This is a genomic window from Methylobacterium cerastii (genome assembly GCF_022179125.1).
Classification (GTDB): Bacteria; Pseudomonadota; Alphaproteobacteria; order Rhizobiales; family Beijerinckiaceae; genus Methylobacterium; species Methylobacterium cerastii.
On record NZ_BPQG01000004.1, the window covers coordinates 206706 to 226226 of the forward strand.

18 protein-coding genes are annotated in these 19521 nt (G+C 70.5%); 7 read left to right on the forward strand and 11 right to left on the reverse strand.

The genetic code is table 11. From position 1 onward, the window contains the following. The first annotated feature begins 341 nt into the window (after positions 1 to 341). Both rpmB and MFF13_RS01675 read left to right on the forward strand, forming a co-directional pair. Positions 342 to 653 (forward strand): 50S ribosomal protein L28, encoded by a 312-nt coding sequence (gene rpmB / locus MFF13_RS01670; protein WP_147754427.1) that lies wholly within the window; start codon positions 342 to 344, stop codon positions 651 to 653. A gap of 28 nt (positions 654 to 681) precedes the next feature. Then, complete coding sequence (locus MFF13_RS01675; protein ID WP_147815033.1) at positions 682 to 1443, forward strand: TraX family protein; 762 nt, start codon at positions 682 to 684, stop codon at positions 1441 to 1443. A 106-nt stretch (positions 1444 to 1549) separates the two neighbouring features. Here MFF13_RS01675 and cobT read toward each other — a convergent pair whose 3' ends face one another. The 4 genes from cobT to MFF13_RS01695 form a co-directional block, all read right to left on the reverse strand. Beyond that, complete coding sequence (cobT, locus tag MFF13_RS01680) at positions 1550 to 3451, reverse strand: cobaltochelatase subunit CobT (protein WP_147754425.1); 1902 nt, start codon at positions 3449 to 3451, stop codon at positions 1550 to 1552. A 5-nt stretch (positions 3452 to 3456) separates the two neighbouring features. Continuing rightward, the gene (locus tag MFF13_RS01685) at positions 3457 to 3960 is read right to left on the reverse strand and encodes a DUF29 domain-containing protein (protein WP_147762777.1); all 504 of its coding nucleotides are present in this window, start codon (positions 3958 to 3960) and stop codon (positions 3457 to 3459) included. Between the two features lie 19 nt (positions 3961 to 3979). Beyond that, a complete protein-coding gene (cobS, locus tag MFF13_RS01690) occupies positions 3980 to 4963 on the reverse strand; it encodes a cobaltochelatase subunit CobS (protein WP_147754424.1) in 984 nt (327 codons plus the stop codon). Positions 4964 to 5221: 258 nt separating this feature from the next. Further along, positions 5222 to 5914, reverse strand: coding sequence for a J domain-containing protein (locus MFF13_RS01695; protein WP_147762776.1), 693 nt, complete (start codon positions 5912 to 5914; stop codon positions 5222 to 5224). Between the two features lie 129 nt (positions 5915 to 6043). Between MFF13_RS01695 and MFF13_RS01700 the strand changes: the two genes are divergently transcribed. Next, a complete protein-coding gene (locus MFF13_RS01700) occupies positions 6044 to 6328 on the forward strand; it encodes a BolA family protein (protein ID WP_147754698.1) in 285 nt (94 codons plus the stop codon). A 19-nt stretch (positions 6329 to 6347) separates the two neighbouring features. Further along, positions 6348 to 6767: an alternative ribosome rescue aminoacyl-tRNA hydrolase ArfB gene (gene arfB, locus MFF13_RS01705; RefSeq protein ID WP_147754697.1), complete on the forward strand. Its 420-nt coding sequence runs from the start codon at positions 6348 to 6350 to the stop codon at positions 6765 to 6767. 352 nt (positions 6768 to 7119) lie between these two features. Here arfB and MFF13_RS01710 read toward each other — a convergent pair whose 3' ends face one another. Both MFF13_RS01710 and MFF13_RS01715 read right to left on the reverse strand, forming a co-directional pair. After that, positions 7120 to 7887 (reverse strand): YoaK family protein, encoded by a 768-nt coding sequence (locus MFF13_RS01710; RefSeq protein ID WP_147754696.1) that lies wholly within the window; start codon positions 7885 to 7887, stop codon positions 7120 to 7122. A gap of 166 nt (positions 7888 to 8053) precedes the next feature. Continuing rightward, positions 8054 to 9205 (reverse strand): class I SAM-dependent DNA methyltransferase, encoded by a 1152-nt coding sequence (locus MFF13_RS01715; protein ID WP_373322465.1) that lies wholly within the window; start codon positions 9203 to 9205, stop codon positions 8054 to 8056. A gap of 107 nt (positions 9206 to 9312) precedes the next feature. Here MFF13_RS01715 and MFF13_RS01720 point away from each other — a divergent pair, with 107 nt between their 5' ends. The 3 genes from MFF13_RS01720 to MFF13_RS01730 are packed head-to-tail and all read left to right on the forward strand — an operon-like array spanning position 9313 to position 12601. Then, entirely contained in the window at positions 9313 to 10389 is a 1077-nt protein-coding gene (locus MFF13_RS01720) for a ligase-associated DNA damage response exonuclease (protein ID WP_147762775.1), read from the forward strand. Beyond that, a complete protein-coding gene (locus MFF13_RS01725; protein WP_147762774.1) occupies positions 10386 to 12137 on the forward strand; it encodes a cisplatin damage response ATP-dependent DNA ligase in 1752 nt (583 codons plus the stop codon). Before MFF13_RS01720 ends, MFF13_RS01725 begins: the two co-directional genes overlap by 4 nt. Continuing rightward, positions 12134 to 12601, forward strand: coding sequence for a secondary thiamine-phosphate synthase enzyme YjbQ (locus MFF13_RS01730; RefSeq protein WP_238270248.1), 468 nt, complete (start codon positions 12134 to 12136; stop codon positions 12599 to 12601). The genes MFF13_RS01725 and MFF13_RS01730 overlap by 4 nt, the downstream gene beginning before the upstream one ends. A 101-nt stretch (positions 12602 to 12702) precedes the next feature. On the opposite strand, the gene MFF13_RS01735 is transcribed toward MFF13_RS01730, so the two are convergent. The 5 genes from MFF13_RS01735 to MFF13_RS01755 all read right to left on the reverse strand — a co-directional run bounded on the left by MFF13_RS01735 (position 12703) and on the right by MFF13_RS01755 (position 19518). Beyond that, positions 12703 to 13833, reverse strand: coding sequence for a 2-methylaconitate cis-trans isomerase PrpF family protein (locus MFF13_RS01735; protein WP_147814545.1), 1131 nt, complete (start codon positions 13831 to 13833; stop codon positions 12703 to 12705). 89 nt (positions 13834 to 13922) lie between these two features. Continuing rightward, entirely contained in the window at positions 13923 to 14063 is a 141-nt protein-coding gene (locus MFF13_RS01740; RefSeq protein WP_238270250.1) for a type II toxin-antitoxin system YafQ family toxin, read from the reverse strand. 266 nt (positions 14064 to 14329) lie between these two features. After that, positions 14330 to 14611: a type II toxin-antitoxin system RelB/DinJ family antitoxin gene (locus tag MFF13_RS01745; RefSeq protein WP_147762771.1), complete on the reverse strand. Its 282-nt coding sequence runs from the start codon at positions 14609 to 14611 to the stop codon at positions 14330 to 14332. 72 nt (positions 14612 to 14683) lie between these two features. Beyond that, entirely contained in the window at positions 14684 to 16219 is a 1536-nt protein-coding gene (locus MFF13_RS01750; RefSeq protein WP_147762770.1) for an efflux transporter outer membrane subunit, read from the reverse strand. A gap of 152 nt (positions 16220 to 16371) precedes the next feature. Beyond that, a complete protein-coding gene (locus MFF13_RS01755) occupies positions 16372 to 19518 on the reverse strand; it encodes an efflux RND transporter permease subunit (RefSeq protein ID WP_147762769.1) in 3147 nt (1048 codons plus the stop codon). Positions 19519 to 19521: the final 3 nt, after the last annotated feature.

Below are 19521 nucleotides of genomic sequence, written 5' to 3' on the forward strand. Positions count from 1 at the left end.
CGGGCGCCGGGCCCGACGACGCGGCGCCCTGGGGCTGCCCGGGGGTTGGTTATCGAAGCGACATGGTTAACAGGCCGTTCCGCCGACGCCCAGGGTCCGGGGGCGCGCCGCGGCGCGAGGGCGCCTGCGTTCAGCCTGTCGCGCTGCGTGCGCCGGCGCCTTCATGACGACGCGATGTCGGGTTTCGCCTTGACGGTCGCGGGCTGTCTCGCCTATAGGCCGCCACTCAGACACGACTGCGCAAGGCCTGGAACGACGTTCGGGTGGGGCTGGCCAGTCGGCGCACCCAGCCCATGAGGGCGGGTCGGGATCGCCCAGGAACGAGACAGGATAGCGTTATCATGGCACGCCGCTGCGAACTCACCGGCAAGGCCGTTCAGGTCGGCCACCTCGTGAGCCATTCGAACCGCAAGACGAAGTGCCGGTTCCTGCCGAACCTCTGCAACGTCACGCTGACCTCGGACGCGCTGAACCGCCGCGTGCGCCTGCGCGTCACCGCGCATGCGCTTCGCTCGGTCGAGCACCGCGGCGGCCTCGACGCCTTCCTCGTGAAGGCTCACGAGGTCGAGCTGTCGCAGACGGCCAAGCTGCTCAAGCGCGAGATCCACAAGAAGCTCGGCGAGACCGCGGCTCCGGAAGCCGTCGCCGCCTGAAGCCCTCGCCCTCGGGCGACGCGAGATCATGAACCGCCGCATGGACCCCCATGCCGGCGGTTTTTTCGTGCCCGCCACGGCGTTCGCCGGCGCGCCGCTCGACGCGATCAAGGGCGCGGCGGCCGTGCTGATGGTCGGCGACCACGTCGACACCATTCTGCTCGACGGCCACGCCGTCGCCCTGTGGCGGCTCGGGCGGATCGCCTTCCCGCTGTTCTGCGTGGTGTCCGTGCTGCACGTCGTGCGCGGCGCCGATCCCGGCCGCTACGTGCTGGCGCTGCTCGCCCTCGCGGTGCCGACGCAGGCCATCTACGCTGCCGCCTTCCCCTTCGGCACCACCGAAGGGTCGATCCTGTTCACCCTGGCGGCGGGCATCGCGTTCGCGACCGCGCTCGACCGGGCGGGCACCGGGCTTCGTCATGCGGCCCTGGCGCTCGGCCTCGCCGTGGTGCTCCTCGCCCCCGCACTCGCCAAGACGGCGGTGGATTTCGGCCTCGCCGGCATCCTGCTGCCGGCGGCGATCCTTCTCGCGCTTCGCGAGCCGCGCGCCTACGGCGCCTGGCTCGTCGCCACAATCGTCGGTCTGAACTGGCACGGCTGGCACCCGCGGGGCGAAACTCCCTGGATCTCCGCCCTCATCGACGCCGCGACGATCCTCGTCGGCGTCCCGCTGGTGCTCTTCGTCGCCCTGCGGCTGCGAGGCCGGCCGCGCTTCCTGCCGCCCTACGCGCTCCAGGCGTTCTACCCGGGGCACCTCGCCGTGCTGGTCGCGCTGCGGGCTCTCACCTGAAGCATTTTCGAGCGAGGTGGATGCCGGCTCGCGTGAAGACAATGCGATCACACAGTCAGTAAGGGCATTCCCGTGATCCGGGGATCATGGAAAATGCTCTCAGGCGTCAGCGCCGGCGTCCGCCGAAAGCCCGCATCGGGGCGCGGCCGCCGGCATCCTCCTCGAACAGCTCGGCGAGCTTTTCGGTCATCGCGCCGCCGAGCTCCTCCGCGTCGATGATCGTCACGGCGCGGCGGTAGTAGCGGGTCACGTCGTGGCCGATGCCGATCGCCAGGAGTTCCACCGGCGAGCGCTGCTCGATCTCCTCGATCATCCAGCGCAGGTGCCGCTCGAGGTAGTTTCCGGCGTTGACCGACAGGGTCGAATCGTCGACCGGCGCGCCGTCCGAGATCACCATCATGATCTTGCGCTGCTCGGGCCGGGCCAGGATGCGCTTGTGCGCCCAGTCCAGCGCCTCGCCGTCAATGTTCTCCTTGAGCAGCCCCTCGCGCATCATCAGCCCGAGGTTTTTCCGCGCCCGGCGCCAGGGCGCGTCGGCCGACTTGTAGACGATGTGGCGCAGGTCGTTGAGGCGGCCCGGTGCGTTCGGCTTGCCGGCGGCGAGCCACGCCTCGCGCGACTGGCCGCCCTTCCAGGCGCGGGTGGTGAAGCCGAGGATCTCGACCTTCACGCCGCAGCGCTCGAGGGTGCGGGCGAGGATGTCGGCGCAGGTCGCCGCCACGGTGATCGGGCGGCCCCGCATCGAGCCCGAGTTGTCGAGCAGCAGCGTCACCACCGTATCGCGAAAATTGGTGTCCTTCTCCTGCTTGAAGGACAGCGGCTGGAACGGGTCGATGACCACCCGCACGAGGCGCGCCGGGTCGATCTGGCCCTCTTCGAGGTCGAAGTCCCAAGCACGGTTCTGCTGGGCGAGCAGCCGGCGCTGCAGGCGGTTGGCGAGCCGCCCGACGACGCCCTGGAGATGCGAGAGCTGCTTGTCGAGGTAGCTGCGCAGCCGCGCGAGCTCCTCGGCGTCGCACAGGTCCTCGGCGTGGATCACCTCGTCGAACTTCGGATTGAACACCCGATAGTCCGGCCCGCGCAGCTCGTTGGCGGCCTTCGACGGCGGGCGCCAGGATTCGGAGGCTTCTTCCGAATCGGCGTCCTCGGATTCCTCCGGAAGCTCGCCGGACGGCGCGTCGGCCGCCTCCTGCGCGCCCTCCTCGATGTCGTCGGAGGCCTCTTCCGAGGTCTCGACCTCGGCGCGGTCGCCCTGGCTCTGCTCCTCGGCGTCGCCCTCGCTCGGGGTCTGCTCGTCGTCCTGGGCCTCGTTCTCGTCGTCGTTCTCGTCGTCCTCGGGGTCGAACGGCGTCTCGTCGGCCATGTCGAGGGAGGACAGCAGCTCGCGCACGGAGCGGCCGAACCCGCGCTGGTCCTCGATCGAGCCGATCAGACCGTCGAGGTTCGGGCCGGCCTTGTCCTCGATGTGCGCGCGCCACAGCTCGACGATGCGCTTGGCCGCCTCCGGCGGCTGCTGGCCCGTCAGGCGCTCGCGCACCATCAGGGCGACGGCGTCCTCCATCGGCGCGTCGGCCCGGTCGGTGATGTTCTCGTACTTGCCGCCGCGGTGGTAGCGATCCTCCAGCATCGCGGAGATGTTCGAGGCGACGCCCGACATCCGGCGCGAGCCGATCGCCTCGACGCGGGCCTGCTCGACCGCGTCGAACACCGCACGCGCCGCGGAATTCTCCGGCGCGAGCCGGCGATGGACCGTGATGTCGTGACAGCCGAGGCGCAGCGCCATGGCGTCGGCGTTGCCGCGCAGCACCGCCACGTCGGCGACGGTGAGCTTGCGCGGCGGCTCGGGCAGGCGCGCCTTGTCGCCGGTGAGCGCCGGCCGGTCGGTGGCGTAGGTGACCTCGACCTCGGAGCGCTTGGCGATCGCGCGCAGGCACCCGGCGACCGAGCGCTTCAGGGGCTCGGCGACCGGCTCGCGGCGTTCGCCGGGCTTGCGGTTGGAGATGGACATGGATGCTACTTCTTAACGGAATCGAGGTCGAAGGGACGCTCGCGGATATCGTCCCAATCGTAGGGGCAAGTGTCCGGAAACTCGTCGGGGTCCAGATGGGTCTCGTTGGAGGCCCAATCCCGCGCATCCTGATAGGCGCCGTCCCGCGCCTCCACGATCCGCGACCTCAAGCCGGGATTCTGCTGCAGGATGCGACCGACGCGGCGGCGCTGTTCGCGGATCGAGTAGATCCAGCTCGGCGTGCGATGCTCCGGTTGCTGGTCCCATTTCAGCATGTGCATGAGGAGGACGCGCAGGCAGCTCTGGAGCTTGGAGAACTCGCTCTTCGACAACCCCTCCAGCTCCTCGGCGACGTGGTCCAGATCGAGGTCGTCGAACCGGCGGGCGCGCAGGAGGTCGGCCTGTTCGAGGAGCCAGCCGTAGAAATCATCTTCGTAACGAGGACGCGACGGAGCCGATCCGCCGGCCTTCGCGACGACGGGGGCGTCTTTCAGGGCCGGCTTACCCATCGCATCCTCTCCATCAAGCTCAGCTCAGCGCGACGTTCATCGCGCTCTCGGGCAGCTCCTTGCCGAAGGCGCGCTGGTAGAACTCGGCGACCAGCGTCCGCTCCAGCTCGTCGCACTTGTTGAGGAAGGTGACGCGGAAGGCGAAGCCGATGTCGCGGAAGATGTCGGCGTTCTCGGCCCAGGTGATCACCGTGCGCGGGCTCATCACGGTCGAGAGGTCGCCGTTCATGAACGCGTTGCGGGTCAGGTCCGCGACGCGCACCATGCGGCTGACGACGTCGCGCCCCTGGTCGCCCTTGTAGTGGGTCGCCTTGGACAGGACGATGTCGACCTCGCGGTCGTGCGGCAGGTAGTTGAGCGTGGTGACGATCGACCAGCGGTCCATCTGGCCCTGGTTGATCTGCTGCGTGCCGTGATAGAGGCCCGAGGTGTCGCCGAGGCCGACCGTGTTGGCGGTGGCGAACAGCCGGAAGGCCGGGTGCGGGCGGATGACCCGCTTCTGGTCGAGCAGCGTCAGGCGGCCGGACAGCTCCAGCACCCGCTGGATCACGAACATCACGTCGGGGCGGCCGGCGTCGTACTCGTCGAAGACCAGCGCGACGTTGTTCTGCAGCGCCCAGGGAAGGATGCCGTCCTGGAAGGCGGTGACCTGCTTGCCGTCCTGCAGCACGATCGCGTCCTTGCCGACGAGATCGATGCGCGAGACGTGGCTGTCGAGGTTGATCCGCACGCAGGGCCAGTTCAGCCGGGCGGCGACCTGCTCGATATGGGTCGACTTGCCGGTGCCGTGATAGCCGGTGACCATCACGCGGCGGTTGCGCGCGAAGCCGGCCAGGATCGCCAGCGTGGTCTCGCGGTCGAAGATGTAGTCCGCATCGAGATCGGGCACGTGCTCGCTGGTTTCCGCGAAGGCGGGCACCTGGAGGTCGATGTCGATGCCGAAGGTGTCGCGGACGGAGACCGTCCGGTCGGGGAGCATGGCGGGCTTGTCGTCAGAGAGCATACGGAACCTCGTAGGGCGGTCTTCCGACGGGCATCGGATCGAAAGCCGCGCGGAACTTGTCTCGGGCCTCGCCTCGCCGGGCGAACGCCGCCGGGATGCAGGCCCTTCCTTAACCGTCGTCGCGCCGGGGCGCCACAGACGGGCAGGCGTTCAGGGCAAGGCCCACATATAGGTCGGCGTTCGGAGAATTCCGGTCGTTCGCGCGCGAAAACCGCTCGCCGCGTCGCGACGCCCGGCTTTGCATCGATCGTGCCGGCCTCAGCAGAGGCCGGCCGCGCGCAACACGTCGTGCGCCCGGATGATGTCGCGCAGGCGCTCCTCGAAGGAGCGGTCGCCGCCGTTGGCGTCGGGATGGAAGCGCTTCACCAGGGCCTTGTACTGCGCCTTGATCGCGGCGGTGTCGGCCCCTTCCTCGAGACCCAGCACGTCCAGCGCCCGGCGCACGGTCGCCGACAGCTTCGGCCGCGCCGGCTCGGCCGGGGCCTGACGGCCGCGGGTGCCGCCGACGCCCTCGGCGCGTAGCACGCCGAGCGGGTCGACGTAGGCCCAGTCGCGCGTCGGCGCGTCGGCGGCCTTCGCCGCCGCCGGGCGGTTCACGCCCATCGCCCAGGTCGGGCGGTGGCCGATGATCGCGTCCTTCTGGAAGGCCTGGACGGCGTCGTCGTTCATGCCGTCGAAGTAGTTGTACGTCGCGTTGTAGGCCTTCACGTGGTCGATGCAGAAGTTCCAGTACTGCCCCTCGGCGCGTCGCCCCTTGGGCGCGCGGAACAGGCCGGCATGGGTGCAGCCCTCCGCCTCGCAGGTGCCCGCGGGCTTGCCGCTCGCAGTCTTGCCGGCCGAGTTCTTGCCGGCCGAGTTCTTGCCGGCCGCGGTCTTGCCGCCGGCCGTCTTGGGCTCGTCGCAGGTGCGCCGGATGCGGATGCTGTCGAAGAGGGGCGAGTTGAGATCCATGACGGGGCGATTATGAGGGGGTGGACCCGAGACACAAGGGCGCCGGGCCTGATGACGCATGCGGGCGAACGGGCTTGACGACCCGGCCGCCAGGTGACGCGGCTGCGACGCAACACGAGGGATGGACGGATGACGGGAACGGCGACGCTGCGGGACTGGATCGAGGCCAAGCTGGCGGCGGAACTCGCGCCGGCCCGCCTCGACGTGGTGGACGAATCCCACCTCCATGCGGGCCATTCCGGCGCGCGGCCGGGGGGTGAGACGCATTTCCGCGTCGATGTGGTCTCGGACGCCTTCGAAGGGAAGAGCCGCGTCGACCGCCACCGCGTCGTCAACGCGCTGCTGGCCGAGGCGTTCGCCCGCGGGCTGCACGCGCTGGCCGTGAAGGCGCGCACGCCCTCGGAAGCCGGCTGAGCCGGAAGGGGAGGGGGCCGTGGCCCTGGTCTGCACGCCTCAGATCGCCATCGACGAGGCCGAGCTGCACGAGACCTTCGTGCGGGCCTCGGGCCCCGGCGGCCAGAACGTCAACAAGCTCTCGACGGCGGTGCAGCTGCGCTTCGACGTGCGCCGCTCGGCCGCCCTGCCGAACGCGGTGGCGGTGCGCCTGATGCGGCTCGCCGGGCGGCGGCTCACGGCCGACGGCGTGCTGGTGATCAGCGCGCAGCAGTTCCGCACGCAGGAGCGCAACCGCGCCGACGCCCGCGAGCGGCTGGCCAAGCTCGTCGCCGAGGCCGCCGTGCCACCGGTTCCGCGCCGCGCGACGCGCCCGACGCTGGCCTCGAAGAAGCGGCGGCTCGAAGCCAAGACCCAGCGCGGCGCGACCAAGCGCCTCCGTGGCGCGCCGGTGGATTGACCACGCCTCCTCCCGTTCCCGCAGAAGCGACAGGACTCACGCATCCCCGCGTCTGGCACCTCTTTTGACGCGCATTCCCTCGCCCCGCGTGCGGGGAGAGGGCTTTGCCGACCTCGTCGTCGGCAAAGCGAGGCGGCAGCCGAAGGTGAGGGGGCTGACCCGGAGGAGGCTCATCCGTTCGCGCCCCCTCACCCTCGCTTCGGCTTCGCCTCCGCTACCCGTCTGCACGACGGGATGCAGCCGGGCCTCTCCCCGCACGCGGGGAGAGGGGGAACCCGCGGGTCATCGGTGTCCGCAGCGAAATAGGCAAAACGATCGCCCGTTCGGAGGAGGGGATGTCCCGACTCCGCGGTCAGTGGATCGCGTCGATCGCCTTCGCGTCGGGGCTCGCGTCCGGCGCCGGCGAGGAGCCGGCCACCAGCTCGCTGCCGGGCTTGGCGATCGTCAGGACAACGGCGATGAAGGCGAGCAAGGCCGCGAGCGCCGCCGGGAACAGGAAGGCGCTCTCGCCGTAGCGGATCTGCAGCAGGCCGCCGACCACCGCGCCCGACGACAGGCCTGCCCAGAGCGGCGCCTGGATCCAGAACGACGAGGCCACCGTCCCGAGGATCAGGTTGGCCATGCCGGTGCCGAAGCGGACCACCGCGCCCGTGACGTAGGTGAGCGCGATGCTGCGACCGCCTTCGTCCTGGAGGATCGCGTTCTGCAGGCCGAGCGCCAGGACGATCGGATAGGCGTGCAGCGGGAAGGCGAAGGTGCCCCACGGCATCAGCAGGCCGAGCGCCAGCAAGGCGGCCTCGATCGTCAGCAGCACCGAGAGCCGCCAGCGGCCGACCCAGGCGGCGATCAAGGTGCCGAGGAAGGCGCCGAAGCAGAAGACCAGCAGCACCGTGACGACGCGCAGGGTGTTCTCCCAGTCCGCGTTCGCCACCGCCACGCCGAAGCGCGTGGTGTTGCCGGACATGAACGACATGAACAGCTGCGAGAACTCGAGGAAGCCGATCGAGTCCGTGGCGCCGGCCAGGAACGCCAGCACGATCGCGAAGGGGATGCGGGTCGCCGCGCTCGCCGGGAAGGCCTTGTCCGGCGGGTCCCCGGGGGCGGTCTTCTCGTTCACCATGTAGGGCCTCGAAACGTGGTGGGTCGCGCCCGCTTCTCCCGTGAGGGCGCAGGGGGTCGAGCGGGCGGCGGTGGGATCGACGGCTATAAAGAGCCGAGCACGGCCAAGGTTCAACTATGCACGGCCGGCAGGGTGATATTCCTCACCTCGCTCTCCGGCGCCGGGATTAAGCGGCCTCCACTCCCGTGCTTGCACTACGTTTGACTGCGATCACGGTGCGTCCGGGAACGTCCGCGCCGTTCTCGCGCCGGACCACCGCTGAACGGATCGCGAGGTCGCCGAAGCCCGCGGCCTCGGCGGCGGCCGCGAGGTAGGCGTCGGCGTGGGCGTAGCGGCCGTCCGGCCCGAGCACGACGCCGTCGCCGTCGTGCGATTGCACGGTGAAGGCGGCGCGCCCGTCCGGGCGCAGCACCCGCGTCATGCCGGACAGCACCGTCGCGAGCGGCCCGAGATAGATGAACACGTCGGCCGCCACGCAGAGGTCGGCGGAGGCCGCAGGCTCGCCCGCGAGGAAGTCCTCGATCCCGGCCTCGACGAGGCGCGCATAGAGGCCCTTGCGCCGGGCGAGCGCCAGCATCGCCGGCGCGATATCGACCCCGGTGAGCGTCCCGACGCGGGCGCCGAGCGCCGCGCCCATCAGGCCGGTGCCGCAGCCGAGGTCGATCGCGTGGCCGTAGCGGGGGGCGCCGCCCGGCTCCCTCTCCCGTGCGGGAGAGAATTGGGGCGAGGGATGAGAACTGTCCGGAGAGGTCACGCCCCTCATCCCACCCTTCTCCCCCTGGGAGAAGGAGCCCCGCGGCGGTTCCCGCGATCCATCGTAGGCGTCGAGCGCCGCGCAGAGCAGCGCGGGGCCGCAATAGCCCAGGCCCTCGACGAGGTGGCGCTCGAAGCGGCCGGCATAGCCGTCGAACAAGGCGCGCAGGTAGGCCGGCGACAGCACCGGCAGCGCGGCGTCGCCGGCGATCCGCGCCAGGTGGACGAGGGTGCCGAGCGTGTCCTCCGGGTCGAGGTCGCGTCCGGTCTCGTAGGCACGGAGCGCCGCCTGGAACAGGGCCGGGTCGGCGGCGCCGGCCGCGGCCTCGGCGGCGTGCCGCGCCTCGCGGGCGCGCCCGAGCAGCACCCAGGCGGCGGCGAAGCGCGGGGCGCGTTCCAGCGCCTGCTCGGCCATCTCGGCGGCGCCGACGCAGTCGCCCTCGGCCAGGCACGCCTCGGCGTAGGCGAAGCGACGGTCGGCCAGCAGGTCGCCGGAGCCGGCCTGGTGCATTGCGAGAATCGATTTCACGGCGGGGATCGATTCGATGGCGGGGATCGATGTCATGGGGGATCGATCCGGGTCTCGTCGGGACGACGCCCTATATCGTCGGCGACGCCACCCCTCGGTAGACCCATCCTCCGCCAGACCCAACCCTCGACGAGACGGGACCGATGACGCTTCGCGCCGGCGACCTCCTGACCCTGACCCGCGAGGGGCTGTACTGCCCGCTCGGGCGCTTCCACGTCGACCCCACCTGGCCGGTCGAGCGGGCGCTGATCAGCCACGGCCATGCCGACCACGCCCGGGCCGGCCACGGCAGCGTGCTCGCCACGGGCGAGACCCTGCGCATCATGGCGGTGCGCTACGGCGAAGATTTTTGCGGTGCGCGCCAGGAGGCCGTGCTCGGCGCGGACGTCCGCGTCGGCGACGTGACGGTGCGGTTCGCCCCCGCCGGGCACGTCCTCGGCTCGGCGCAGATCGCGATCGAGGCGCAAGGCGTGCGCGTGGTGGTGTCGGGCGACTACAAGCGCGCGCACGATCCGACCTGCCGGCCGTTCGAGGTGGTGCCCTGCGACGTGTTCATCACCGAGGCGACCTTCGGCCTGCCGGTGTTCCGCATGCCCGACACGGCGGCAGAGGTGCGCAAGCTCCTCGATTCCGTGGCTCTGTTCCCCGAGCGCGCCCACATCGTCGGCGCCTACGCGCTCGGCAAGGCGCAGCGGGTGATGATGCTGCTCCGCGAGGCCGGCTACGACCGGCCGATCCACCTGCACGGGGCGATGGAGAAGCTGACCGAGCTGTACAAGCGCGAGGGCTTTGCGCTGGGCGACACGCCCAAGGTGGCCGCCACCGACCGCGCCGGCCTGAAGGGCGCCATCGTGCTGTGCCCGCCCTCGTCGATCCAGGACGTGTGGTCGCGGAAATTCCCGGACCCGGTGACGAGCTTCGCCTCGGGCTGGATGCGGGTGCGCGCGCGTGCCCGCCAGAAGGGCGTCGAGCTGCCGCTGGTGATCTCCGACCATGCCGACTGGCCCGACCTCTGCCGCACCATCCGCGAGACCGGGGCCGGCGAGGTCTGGGTCACGCACGGGCAGGAGGACGCGCTGGTGCACTGGTGCGGGACGCAGGGCATCAAGGCCAAACCGCTGCACATGCTGGGCTACGGCGACGACGGCGACGCGGAGCCGGCGCCCGTCGAGGCGGCGCAAGACGCCGCTGATGAGGTCACCGACGAGGCCGCCGCGTGAACGATTTCGCCGAGCTTTTGGACCGCCTCGCTTACGAGCCGCGCCGCAACGCGAAGCTGCGCCTGCTGCAGGACTACTTCGCGAAGACCCCGGACCCGGAACGCGGCTACGCGCTCGCGGCGATGACCGGCACCCTCAGTTTCCGCGAGGCCAAGCCCGCGCTGATCCGCGGCCTCGTCGAGGCGCGGATCGACCCGGTGCTGTTCCGGCTCTCGCACAACTACGTCGGCGATCTCGCGGAGACGACCGCGCTGATCTGGCCGGGACCCCTCGCGGACGAAGCGCGGGTCCCCGCTCCCGAACGGGAGAGGGAGCCCGTCGGCGCTCCCGGCCCCGGCCACAACAACCCGCCTCCGCACGTGCCGACGCTCGCCGAGGTGGTCGAGACCCTGTCGACCATCCGCAAGGCCGACCTGCCTCAGCACCTTGCGACCTGGCTCGACGCGCTCGACGAGACCGGGCGCTGGGCGCTGTTGAAGCTCGTCACCGGAAACCTGCGCGTCGGCGTGTCGGCGCGGCTCGCCAAGACCGCGGTCGGCGCGCTCGGCGGCCACGAGGCGGACGCGGTCGAGGAGGTCTGGCACGGGCTCAAGGCCCCGTTCGAGACCCTGTTCGCCTGGGCGGAGGGGCGCGGCCCGCGGCCCGAGACCCTGAACCCGGCCCCGTTCCGGCCGCCGATGCTGTCGCACCCGATCGAGGAGGAGACCGACTTCGACAAGCTCGCCCCGGCCGACTTCTCCGGCGAGTGGAAGTGGGACGGCATCCGCGTGCAGCTCGTCGGCGGGCGCGACGCGGCGGGCGAGCAGGTGGCGCGGATCTACTCGCGCACCGGCGAGGACATCTCCGGCGCCTTCCCGGATTTGGCCGAGGCGGTCACCTTCACGGGGACGCTCGACGGCGAGTTGCTGATCCTGCGCGAGAGCCGGGTGCAGAGCTTCAACGTGCTGCAGCAGCGCCTCAACCGCAAGGCGGTGACGGGCAAGCTGACGGAGGAGTTCCCGGCGCATGTGCGCGCCTACGACCTGCTCACCGCCGACGGCGAGGACCTGCGCGGGCTCGGCTTCGTGGAACGCCGCGCCCGGCTCGAAGCGTTCGTGGCGACGCTCGACCACGTGCGGATCGACGTCTCGCCGCTGGTGCCGTTCTCGACCTGGGAGGACCTGGCCGCGGCCCGCGCCGACCCGGCGGCTTTGGGAGCCGGCTTGGATGCCGACGCCATCGAGGGCGTGATGCTCAAGCGCCGCGACAGCCCCTATCTGCCCGGCCGCCCGAAGGGCCCGTGGTGGAAGTGGAAGCGCGAGCCGCACCTCGTCGACGCGGTGATGATGTACGCCCAGCGCGGCCACGGGAAGCGCTCGTCGTTCTACTCCGACTACACGTTCGGCGTGTGGCGGGACGGCGCCGACGGGCCCGAGCTGGTGCCCGTCGGCAAGGCCTATCACGGCTTCACCGACGCGGAGCTGGCCAAGCTCGACCGCTATGTCCGCAACCACACGGTGAAGCGTTTCGGCCCGGTGCGCGAGGTCGCCTACGGGACGGAGGGCGGATTGGTGCTGGAGATCGCCTTCGAGGGCGTGCAACGCTCCACCCGGCACAAATCGGGCGTCGCCATGCGATTCCCCCGCGTCAGCCGCATCCGCTGGGACAAGCCGGCAGCCGAGGCCGACCGGATCGACCTTCTGGAACGCATCCTGGCGCGGGGCGAGCGCGAGACGATGCCGGGCACGACCTTGGAGATCGCGGAATGAAGCGTGGCACGGTGGGGATGGTCGAGGCGCTGTTTTCCGGCTCCGTCCGGCGCCAGGCCGGCGGGCGGCTGACGATCGCCACGCCGGGGCCGGGCTTCACCGAGTTCACCGACGCGGTCGCCGCCTTCGTGCGCGACAGCGACGTCTCGGACGGCATCGTCACGGTGTTCTGCCGGCATACCTCGGCCTCGCTGACGATCCAGGAGAACGCCGACCCGGACGTGCAGGCCGACCTGATGACCGCGCTGGACGGCTTCGCCCCGCGCCACGCGGCCTACGTCCACGGCGCCGAAGGACCGGACGACATGCCCGCCCACATCCGCACGATGGTCACCGACGCCACCCTGTCGATCCCGGTGGTGGACGGCCGCCTTGCGCTCGGCACCTGGCAGGGCGTGTACCTGATCGAGCACCGCGACCGGGCGCACCGGCGGGAGATCGTCTTGGTGGTGGTGGGGACGTGAGGCGGACGCGCTGATCCCGCGATCACACCCGCCCCGTCATTCCGGGCTCTGCTTCGCAGCCCCGGATTGACCGAGGTTGGAGGGACGCCGTCTTGTCCGCTTCACGCGTACACCACCCCCCGCATCAGCGGCCGGGCCGTGCGGAAGAACGAACCGCGCGTCGTGCGGAACCCGTCCCCATCCTGGACCACGTCGGCGTCGGCGGTGAGGACGCCTGAGGGCATGCCGACGCGCAGGGTGTCGGCGGTTTCACGGGCGACCTCGGCGACGACGCTGCCGGGGAGGCGGGCGGCGACCGCGAGGCACAGGGTGGCGGTGAGTGGCAGCGCCTGATGCGGCACGCCGTTCGAGATCACCCGGGCGGTGAGGTCGACCGCGGCGGCGGTCACGCGCTCGCCCGAGAGGGTGCCCGCGTCCTGCGGCGGCGCCACCAGGCCGACGAAGGGGACATGGACGATGGTGGCCGCGTGCGCGTCGTCGCGGGCGATGCCCATCGCCACCGAGGCCGCGCGGCGGATGCGGCCGAGACGGTCGAGCAGGCCGGGTACGGCCTCGATCGCCGCCGGCAGCTCGGTCCCCGTCAGCCCGAGGGCGGTGGCCTTCACGAAGACGCAGGCGTTGGCGGCGTCCACCATCGAGACGTCGAAGTGCCCGAGCCCCGCCACCGCGAGGCGCTCGCGCACCGTGCCGATGGGGAGCAGCCGGCCGGTGGTGGCGCCGCCGGGATTGACGAAGTCGAGGCGGATCGGCGCGGCCGTCCCCGCGACGCCGGGAATGGCGAGGTCGCCGCGGTAGACCGCGCGTCCGCCCGCCACCGCGAAGGCGGCGTGGACGACCTTCTTCGTGTTGGTGTTGAAGATCCGGATCGTCACAGGCCCGTCGGGCGCCGAGACCAGCCCCTCGTCGATCGCGAAGGGGCCGACCGCCGAGAGCATGTTGCCGCAATTGCCCGACAGGTCGATCCGCGCCTCGCGCACCACCACCTGGACGAAGGTGTAATCCACGTCGGCGTCGTCGCGGCGCGAGCGCGCGACGACGCAGATCTTCGAGACCGACGACACGCCCCCGCCCATGCCGTCGAGCTGGCGCCCGAACGGATCGGGGCTGCCCATCGCCGACAGGAACAGCGGTTCCCAGGCCGCGACGTCGGCCGGCACGTCGCGCCGGTGCAGCATCAGCGCCTTGCTGGTGCCGCCGCGCATGAACACGGCCGGGATCGCGGTGAAGCTCATGAGGCGGGCCTTCGTAGAGGGACGGACATCGGACGTGGCCTGCCGGCGGCGGCGGCATCATCCCGCCAAGGCCGGCGCAGGGCATCCGTTCAGGCTCCGAACAGGTCCGCATGGGTGCCGGCGCGGACGAAGACGACGAGGCCGGAGCCGCGTTCGTCGTCGATCGTGTAGGCGAGCAGGAAGTCGCCGCCGACGTGGCATTCGCGATGTCCCGCCCAATTCCCCTTCAACGGATGATCGAGCCACTCGGGGCCTGGGGGCCGTCGTTGGCGATCAGCAGCAGCATGACCTGTTTCAGACGAGACATGTCGTACCGGCCGGAGCGGGACAGGCGTTCCCAATCCTTGCGGAAGGTCTTCGTGTAGTCCGACGCCCGCGGCGGGGCGGCGCGCTTAGAGCATTTTCCGTGATCTCTGGATCACGGAAAATGCTCTAACCTGCTGTGTGGTCGCATTTTCTTCACGCGAGCCGGCATCCACCTCGCTTGAAAAATGCTCTAGCGGATGCCGGCGTCTTCAAGGTCGGCGATCAACGCGTCGGCGTTCGTGAAGCGGCTCCGGTGCCGGCGGGCGATGGTCTCGGCTTCCTCCATCGCAGCCCGGGTCTCGGCGTTCGGAACCCCGAGTTCGAAGGGAAGCGCTCGATCCGTGGCGACGCGGTGCAGGACCAGGCGCACCGCATCCGACATGGACAGGCCGAGGGCATCGAGCGCGACCACGGCGCCGGCCTCGGTCTCGTCATCGACGCGGATGTGCAGGACGGATGTGGGAGCGGTCATGCCAAAGCCTCTCGCTCCTGAGAATGGCGATCGCCACCCCGGCCGTCAACGCGCCGCGTCCTCGCGGCCGCCTTACAAGAACTTCAGCGGGTCGGTCTCGGGCGGGGGCGGGGCGACGTCGGCGCGGTTCCACCAGCCGCCGCCGAGCGCCTGGAACAGGGCCGCGGTGTCGGCGTACTGCGTCGCCCGCGCGCCGGCCGATGTGACGAGCGCCGAGAGGTAGCCCTGCTGGGCGATCAACACCTGCGTCGAGTTCACGGCGCCGGCCGAGAACTGCTTGCGGATCAGGCCGAGGCTCTGGCCCGTCGCATTCTCCGCGGCCGAGGCGGCGGCGACCGCGGCGGCGTCCGATTGCAGGGCGCGCAGCGCGTCGGCCACGTTCTGGAACGCGGCGATCACCACGGCGCGGTACTGCGCCTGCGCCTGGGTCAGGGTCTCCTCGGAGGCGCGCTGGCGGCGGTAGAGCGTGCCGGCGTCGAAGATCGGCGCGGTGGCTTGCCCGAGGATGGTGAAGAACCCGGCGCCCGGGTTGGTGATCTGCGCCAACCGCACGGCGCTCGAACCGCCCGCGGCGGTGATCGAGAATTGCGGCAGCCTGTTCGCCACCGCGACGCCGACGCCGGCCGAGGCCTGCTGCACCAGGGCCTCGGCCGCCTTCACGTCCGGCCGCTGCTGCACCAGGCGCGAGGGCAGGCTGACGGGGACCTTCGTCGGCAGCCGCAGGGCCGAGAGGGTGAAGGTCTCAGCCACCTCCTCGCTCGGCAGGCGTCCGGCGAGCGCGGTCAGGAGGTTGCGCTGCTGCGCCAGCTGCTTCTCCAGCGGCGGCAGCAGCTGCTGCGACAGCGACAGGGCCGCCTGCTGCTGGATCACGTCGGCGCCGGCGATCTGCCCGAGCGAGAGCTGCTTGTTGTAGAGGGTCAGCACCTCGGTCTGGGCCTGGATCACCCGCTTCGTCGCGTCGATCTGGGCGCGGAGGCTGGCCTCCTGGATCGCGGCGGCGACGACGTTGGCGGTGAGGCTGAGGTAGGCGGCCTCGAGCTGGAAGCGCTGGTTCTCGGCCGTCGCCTCCAGCCCCTCGATCGTGCGGCGGTTGAGGCCGAACACGTCGGGGTTGAACGCCACCGTCACCTGCGGCGTGTAGAGGCTGTAGAGGTAGTTGTTCTGGTTCTGCAGCGGCGATTGCAGGTCGAGCCCCGGCGCCCGCGCGCCCAGCGCCTGCGGGTTGGCCGAGAGCGAGGGATACAGCGTGCCCTTCTGCGCGAGCACGTTCTGCTGCGCGATGCGCAGGCTCGCCTGGGCCGCCTCCAGGTTCGGGTTGTTGGCCAGCGCCTCCTCGACCAGGCGGTTCAGCGCCTTGGAGCGGAACAGCGTCCACCACTGGCCGGGGATGTCGGCGCCCGAGACGAAGCTCTGGTCGGCCGAGCCGCCCTGGCGCGTGGCGACCTTGTCGGCCGCGCTCGGGTTCGCCAGGGGCTCCTTCGTGTAGCGGGCGACCGGCGGATCCTCGGGCGCGATGTAGTTCGGGCCGACCGCGCAGGCGGACAGGCTCAGGCTCGCGGCAAGCGCCGCCGCCCGTGCGGATCGCCGGTACAGGGCCGTCTCGATCATCGCGCCCCAGCGAGTGCCGGCCCGCGCGGTCGCGCGAACCCCCGCCCGGTAGAGCGCCGCGGGAGGGCGTCGAGTCAATGCGGCGTTGGCCGTGACGGGCGGGGAGGGCGGGGGTTGTGGTGCCCGCGCCACGGGTTTCGAAGCCGACGCCATCACGCCGCCGCCCGGTGCAGGACGGGCGTCGCCAGCGGGTTCGGCTGGCGGCGGGAGAACAGCGAGATCAGCACCGGCACCACCACGAGGATCAGGTTGGGCGCGAGCAGGATGCCGCCGACGACGACGAGGGCGAGCGGCTTCTGCACCTGTGAGCCGATGCCGGTGGAGACCGCCGCCGGCAGGAGGCCGACGCAGGCGGCGACGCAGGTCATCATCACCGGCCGCATCCGCACGATCGAGGCGTGCCAGACAGCCTCCTTGCGCGGCCATCCCTCTTCCATCAGCTGGTTGTAGTAGGCGAGCAGGATCACGCCCTCCATCGTCGAGATGCCGAACAGCGCGATGAAGCCGATCGCCGCCGAGATCGAGAACGGGGTGCCGGTGAGCGCCAGCGCGAAGATGCCGCCGATCATCGCCATCGGGATCACCGACAGGCCGAGCAGCATGTCGGCGACCGAGTTGAAGTTGATGAACAGCAGCAGCGCGATCAGCACCAGGGTGATCGGCACCACCAGGCTGAGGCGCGTCACCGCGTCCTGCAGGTTGGTGAACTGGCCGACCCATTCGAGGTGATAGCCGGCCGGCAGCGTCACCTCGTCGGCGACGCGCCGTTGCGCCTCCAGCACGGTGCCGCCGAGGTCGCGCCCGCGCACCGAGAACTTCACCGGGATGTAGCGCTCCTGGTCCTCGCGGTAGATGAACGACGCGCCCGAGACGAGGTCGACGTCGGCGATCTCGGAGAGCGGCACCTGCACCACGCCGCCGTTCGGGTTGGCGGCGCCGATGGTGATGTTGCGGATGGTGGCCAGCGACGAGCGGTATTCCTTCGCCAGCCGCACGCGCATCGGGAAGTGCCGGTCGGAGCCGTACTCGTAGAGGTCGCCCGCGGTCTGTCCGCCGATGGCGGCGGCGATGGTGGTGTTCACGTCGCCGATCGAGAGGCCGTAGCGGGCGGCCTTGTGGCGGTCGACGTCGATCCGCACCGTGGGCTGGCCCAGCGAGGCAAAGACCGAGAGGTCGGTGACGCCGGGGACGGTGGCGAGCACCGCCTTCACGTCGTTGGCCGCCTTGGTGATCGCGGCTAGATCCGTGCCGTAGACCTTGACCGAGTTCTCGCCCTTCACCCCCGAGGCCGCCTCCTGGACGTTGTCCTCGATGTACTGGGAGAAGTTGAACTCGATGCCGGGGAACTCCGCGTCGAGGCGCTTCGACAGCCCGGCGATGAGCTGTTCCTTGTCGAGCCCCTTGCGCCACTGGTCGATCGGCTTCAGCGGCGCCAGGATCTCGACGTTGAAGAAGCCGGTGGCGTCGGTGCCGTCGCTCGGCCGGCCCTGGTGCGAGATCACGGTGACGACCTCGGGCACCTCGGTGAAGATCTTGCGCAGGCGCTCGACGTAGGCGTTGCCGGCCTCCAGCGAGATCGAGGCCGGCATCGTGCCGCGCACGTAGAGGTTGCCCTCCTCGAGCTTGGGCAGGAACTCGAGGCCGAGGTTCCGCGCGACGAGCCCCGACACCAGCAGGATCGCCACCGTCACCGCGATCGAGAGGATGCGGTTGCGCAGGCCGAAGCCGAGGATGATCTCGTGGCCGAAGCGCAGCACCTTCACGATCAGGGTGTCGCGCTCCTCCACGTGCTTCGGCAGGATCACCGCCGAGAGCGCGGGCGAGACCGTGAAGGTCGCGAGCAGGCCGCCGACCAGCGCGTAGGCGTAGGTCTTGGCCATCGGCCCGAAGATGTGGCCCTCGACGCCCGACATCGTGAACAGCGGCAGGAAGCCGACGATGATGATCGTCGCCGAAAAGAAGATCGCCCGGTTCACCTCGGAGCCGGCGATGGCGATGGTGCCGAGCCGTCCGGTGAGGCCGCCCGGCGCCGGCTGCCCCTCCGAGTGGTGCGGCTCGGCCAGGTGCCGGAACACGTTCTCGACCATGATGACGGTGGCGTCGACGATCAGCCCGAAATCGATCGCGCCGAGCGACAGGAGGTTCGCGGAATCGCCGCGCACCACCAGGATCAGGATGGCGAAGCCGAGGGCGAAGGGGATGGTCGCCGCCACGATGATCGCGCTTCGAAGCGAGCCGAGGAACAGCCACTGCACCACGAAGACCAGAACCACGCCGAAGACGAGGTTGTGCATCACCGTGTGCGTGGTGGTGTGGATCAGCCCCGACCGGTCGTAGATCCGCTCGATCTTCACCTCGGGCGGCAGGATCGTCGAGGCGTTGATCTTCTCGATCTCGGCTTCCACGCGCTTGAGCGTCGGCAGGCTCTGGCCGCCGCGGCTCATCAGGACGATGCCCTCGACGATGTCGTTCGAGCCGTCGTGACCGACGATGCCCAGCCGCGGCGCGTTCGAGACGCGCACGTCCGCCACGTCCCGCACCAGCACCGGCGTGCCGGCGACCTGGGTCAGCATCGTATCCTTGATGTCGTCCATGTCGCGGATCAGGCCGACGCCGCGGACCACGGCCGACTGCTCGCCGACGTTCAGCGTCTGGCCGCCGACGTTGATCGAGGAGTTGTTGAGGGCCGAGACGAGCTGCACCAGGGTCATGCCCTGGGCCTGGAGGCGGTTGAGGTCGACCGCGATCTCGTATTCCTTGGCCTTGCCGCCGAAGGCGGTCACGTCGACGACGCCCGGAATCGCCTTGAAGCGGCGCTGCAGCACCCAATCCTGCAGGGTCTTCATCTCGGCCGACGAGAAGCCCTTCGGCCCGACGAGCTTGTAGCGCATGATCTCGCCCACCGGGCTCGTCGGCGAGATCTGCGGCGTCGCGCCGTTCGGCAGGGGCGGCGCCTGCGACAGGCGGTTGAGCACCCGCTGCAAGGCCTCCTCGTAGGTGAACTCGTAGTTGAACTGCACCTTCACGTCGGACAGGCCGAACAGCGAGATCGTGCGCACCACCTGCGCGTTCGGGATGCCGGCGAGCGCCACCTCCAGCGGGATCGTGATGTAGCGCTCGATCTCGTCGGCCGACTGGCCGGGATTCTGGGTGATCACGTCGACGAGCGGCGGGACCGGATCGGGATAGGCCTCGATGTTGAGCTGGGTGTAGGCGGCGTAGCCGAGCGCCAGCATCACCAGGAAGCCGAGGCACACCAGCACGCGCTGGCGCAGAGAGAAGACGATCAGGCTGTTCATCGC